This is a genomic window from Actinomadura pelletieri DSM 43383 (assembly GCF_003634705.1).
In the GTDB taxonomy this organism is placed as follows: Bacteria; Actinomycetota; Actinomycetes; order Streptosporangiales; family Streptosporangiaceae; genus Spirillospora; species Spirillospora pelletieri.
This window is the reverse complement of record NZ_RBWU01000013.1, coordinates 1-2,287: the sequence shown is the minus strand read 5'-3', so window position 1 is coordinate 2,287 and position 2,287 is coordinate 1. Positions and strand designations below refer to the sequence as shown.

Here is a 2,287-nt window from a genome sequence, read left to right as displayed (position 1 = left end):
CCGTCACCGACCAACTCGACGGCACCACCTACACCTGGACCGCCACCAACTACGTCCACCTCGACCCACACACCCGACCCGCACACATCTTCACGATCGAACGGAACGACGAAGGTGTGCGGGTCGGCGGCGACGACCGGGTCAGAGAGCCTCGGCGCCTACCAGGCGTTCCTCAAGAGAGCGGCAGCCGGTGAAGACGGAGCCGAGACCTTCGCGGTCGATGATCTCGCGGAGTCTGGCGGGCAGCGCGGGCAGCGCCAGGCAACCGCCGTCGGCGGCGACGCGCCAGCGGATGCCGAGCAGGATCGGCAGCGGGTCGCAGCGGACGCCGAGCCGGTCGTGCATGCGCACCATGAGGTGGCGCCGGTCCCCCTCGACGAGGGTGGTGAGGGTCTCCCCGAGGCGCGGCACCGTCGACTCGTCGAGCATGCCGGACAGGTGGACGACGGTGTGGTCGCCGTCCCCCGCCGCCGTCGTGGTGATCATGAGTTCGGACGGTGCGGGCGGATCCGGCGCCAGGCCGCCGTCGCCCGGATGCAGGGCCCGGATGGCGTCCAGCACATGGGTGGTGTCCAGGTCGCCCGTCGCGGCGTCCGGGACGGGTGTGACCGTCGCCGACGCGACGTCCGGGAACACCGGGACGAGCCGCGCCAGGCCGGTGAGGTGCAGGGCCCGCCGTACCGGTGCGGACTCGGCGGGCACGACGGCCCGCAGCGCGCAGCCGAGCAGTTGCGCCCGGGTCTCCGCGCGGGCCAGCAGGACCAGGCCTGCCGCGTCCAGTAGGACCGCGTCACCGAAGTCGATGACGACTCCGGTGCGGGTCCCCGCGAGGGACAGGGCCTTGCTCACCCCCTCCCGGATCCCCGCGTAGTTCTGCCAGCTGATCTGCGGGGGCAGGGTCAGCACGATGAAGCCCTGGCGGGTCTCGACGTTGAGGCCCGGCACCGTGGTGTCCTTCATGGGGTCACATCCCGACCGGGGTGCTCACGACCGGGCGGGTGGGCCTGGACGGGGCGGACAGGGCGGTCGCGTGGGGTCTGGGCGCATGGGATCCGGGCGGTCTCGACGGGGACCGTCCGCCCGGAGGTTCGTCCTCGCCCGGGTAGGGCGGGCGGCCACCGCGCACGACGCCCGTCAGGCGGGACGCCGCGAGGCGTTCGATGATCCGCTCCTCGGGCCGAACCCCCAGATGGGCGCAGCAGCACCACAGGTCGTCCACGCAGCGGCGCACGTGCTCCGCCGGAACATCGGCGAAGCGAACGCGCAGCCGCGCCACGAGCTCGTCGCGCGTTGGTACGACCGATGGCGACATCTCCCAGCGCTCCACTGTCCCTCCGATCGCTTCTGGACGGACGCTTTCCGTCCGAACTGATCAGAACCCGCCGGTGCGACGGGTTCTGAGCTTGGAAATGACCTACCCGGGACATCCGACAGAAAAAGCGACGAAGCTAAAAACCCGGACACGACACAACCGCCGCGCGGCAAGTTTTCGGGATGGCGAAAACCAATGACCGGGCCGTTTTTCGACGTTTTCTTTGCGCTTCTTTCCGGCGGCATACCCGGCGGCGACCGGTCGATGACCCTCAGGCCGGGAGGGGGCGGCGCCCGGACGGGCCCGGCACGGCGCGATCTACCCCGGGCATGGGTCCGGCCCGCCCGGTCCGCCGGGTCTCCCCGGTCACGAAACCGGGGCGACGGTCACGGATGGTGCTGAGATTTTTACGGATGGTTGCCTGTCGTGGACGTCTCGGGCCCGGGCGGCGGGAATTGCTGATCTAGATGTCTCCAACCGACCGGGGTGACCTATGCACGTCCAGCCGCCGAACTCCACCCGCAGCACGTCGGAGCAGGTCACCGAGCCGGAGGACCGGATGCTGGAGACCGGAACGCCGGAGGTGGGGGCGCCGGAGACGGCCACGCGTACGGTCCCGGACGCGTTCCGTCCGGAGACGCCACGTGATCCGCACTGGTTCAAGACGGCGGTGTTCTACGAGGCGTCGGTCCGCGGGTTCGCCGACTCCAACAACGACGGTTACGGCGACCTGCGCGGCCTGATCTCCAAACTCGACCACCTGCAATGGCTCGGCATCGACTGCCTCTGGCTCCTGCCCATCTACCAGTCACCGCTCCGCGACGGCGGCTACGACATCGCCGAGTACACCCAGATCCTTCCCGAATTCGGGGAACTCGGTGATTTCGTCGAGTTGATCGAGCAGGCCCACGCCCGCGGCATCCGGGTCATCGCGGATCTGGTCATGAACCACACCTCCGACCAACACCCCTGGTT

General features: G+C 69.7%; 4 protein-coding genes. 2 read left to right on the top strand and 2 right to left on the bottom strand.

Annotated elements, in window-relative coordinates:
• Positions 1 to 194, top strand: a 194-nt coding sequence (locus BZB76_RS36575; RefSeq protein ID WP_337959804.1) for a hypothetical protein, incomplete at its 5' end; no start/stop codon positions are given.
• Here the strand turns inward: BZB76_RS36575 and BZB76_RS34005 are convergent.
• Together BZB76_RS34005 and BZB76_RS34000 are read right to left on the bottom strand one after the other, a co-directional pair.
• Positions 142 to 960, bottom strand: coding sequence for an STAS domain-containing protein (locus tag BZB76_RS34005; protein ID WP_121438560.1), 819 nt, complete (start codon positions 958 to 960; stop codon positions 142 to 144). The genes BZB76_RS36575 and BZB76_RS34005 overlap by 53 nt on opposite strands.
• A 4-nt stretch (positions 961 to 964) precedes the next feature.
• On the bottom strand, positions 965 to 1,312 hold the full coding sequence (locus BZB76_RS34000; protein ID WP_147449656.1) for a hypothetical protein: 348 nt from the start codon (positions 1,310 to 1,312) through the stop codon (positions 965 to 967).
• Positions 1,313 to 1,871: 559 nt separating this feature from the next.
• Here BZB76_RS34000 and BZB76_RS33995 point away from each other — a divergent pair.
• On the top strand, positions 1,872 to 2,287 hold a 416-nt coding region (locus BZB76_RS33995), incomplete at its 3' end, for an alpha-amylase family glycosyl hydrolase (RefSeq protein WP_246007385.1).

Excerpts from the sequence above, each read along its gene's own strand:
- BZB76_RS34005 (WP_121438560.1), bottom strand. The coding sequence starts at position 960 with ATGAAGGACACCACGGTGCCGGGCCTCAACGTCGAGACCCGCCAGGGC.
- BZB76_RS34000 (WP_147449656.1), bottom strand. The coding sequence starts at position 1,312 with ATGTCGCCATCGGTCGTACCAACGCGCGACGAGCTCGTGGCGCGGCTG.